Annotated in this window: 3 protein-coding genes; 1 reads left to right on the top strand and 2 read right to left on the bottom strand. The window is 33.9% G+C overall.

What is annotated here, in order from left to right:
- Positions 1-87: 87 nt before the first annotated feature.
- Complete coding sequence (locus PVE40_RS12740) at positions 88-264, bottom strand: ATP-binding cassette domain-containing protein (RefSeq protein WP_274732308.1); 177 nt, start codon at positions 262-264, stop codon at positions 88-90.
- Positions 257-622: a GntR family transcriptional regulator gene (locus PVE40_RS12735; RefSeq protein ID WP_274732307.1), complete on the bottom strand. Its 366-nt coding sequence runs from the start codon at positions 620-622 to the stop codon at positions 257-259. Before PVE40_RS12735 ends, PVE40_RS12740 begins: the two co-directional genes overlap by 8 nt.
- 168 nt (positions 623-790) lie before the next feature.
- Between PVE40_RS12735 and PVE40_RS12730 the strand changes: the two genes are divergently transcribed.
- Positions 791-1345 carry a GNAT family N-acetyltransferase gene (locus PVE40_RS12730; RefSeq protein ID WP_274732306.1) on the top strand — a complete coding sequence of 185 codons (555 nt, stop codon included), beginning with the start codon at positions 791-793 and terminating at the stop codon, positions 1343-1345.
- Positions 1346-1384 lie beyond the last annotated feature (39 nt).

The raw sequence follows: 1384 nt of genomic DNA, 5'->3' as shown, positions 1-1384 counted from the left end.
ATGGGTGTAGGTCATTCGTGATCACTCCTATGTATTCTTTGGTCGGAATTACAATTTGAGTGTACCACGAATGGCTTTTTTATTTGTCTAGCTTAATTTTACAATCGACGTCATATTAAAAATCATTTTCATTAATGTGGTTTTCCCAACTCCGTTACGTCCTAGGATGCCGTAAACACCTTCTGGATTATCGAAAGTTAAGTTAACGCGGTCCAAAACCAAGTGTTTCCCATATGTCTTCGTTACATTTTTAAGCCTAAGCATGATAATCACTCCTAATCATTTCCATTAATTCTTCCTTGCTGATTGCTAACTGTTTCGCTTCGTTCAAAAAATCAGGTAGCAAATTTTTGGTGAAGTAGTCTTTGCGGTTCCTGATAATAATCGTCTTTGCCTCTTCGGTAACAAACATCCCTAAACCTCGCTTTTTGTACAATATTCCTTGGTCAACTAATTCATTCAACCCTTTTCCTGCAGTTGCAGGGTTTACATTCATGGATTTAGAGAATTCATTCGTTGATGGAACTTTGTCTTCCGCAACCAAGCGATTGCTGAGAATCTCATTTTCTATAAACTGTGAAATCTGTAAATAAATAGGAATATTTGAATCCAATAGGAGCACCTCCTGTCCTTTTGGTGTGTTGGTTAGTTAGTCAACTAATCAACCTATGAACTAACTATATACGATATGTTTTGAATTTGCAAATCTTTTTTTACGAAATTTTTCATCTGTACGTTTTATTTTTAAGTATGATATGATTTTGGATAAACAGTTTGAAGGAGTGAGGTCATGACCAAGTATTTTGGGTTGCGGATTGATGAAAATCTAGACTTAGTAGTTCCAGAATTAAGTATGGCAGAGGAAGTTTTTCGTTTAGTCGATTCTGACAGGGACCATTTACGAACTTTTTTAAGCTTTGTAGATCGTTCTGTTGATGTCACAAGCCAAGTTAATTACTTTAAAATGAAAATGACTGGTGCAACAAATGGAACGGATAAATTATTTTTCATAGCTTCGAATAATAAAATAATCGGATGTATCGACCTCCATCATATAGATTCCCATACTAAAAAAGCTGAAATAGGATACTGGATTCATTCAAGCTATTCTGGTCAAAATATAATTTCTAAGGCTGTCAAAAGACTATGTACGTATTCATTTGAGGTACTTGAACTAAACAAATTAAGTATTTTTGCTGATGTTGAAAATATAGCTAGTAACAAAGTGGCAATAAAAAATGGGTTTAAATTAGTTGGTGTTAAGGTACAAGATGAAGTTATCCATGACCAATACCGAGACATGAACGAACCTGAATTATTCATACTTCTAAATTTTCCTTATTAATTTAGGAAAACCGTTGGTTTATACTTTTTTATCATTGTA

This window comes from Jeotgalibaca caeni, from assembly GCF_028863945.1.
GTDB classification, from domain to species: domain Bacteria; phylum Bacillota; class Bacilli; order Lactobacillales; family Aerococcaceae; genus Jeotgalibaca; species Jeotgalibaca caeni.
Note: the sequence above shows the minus strand (reverse complement) of the source record. Positions and strands in the feature narration are given on the sequence as shown.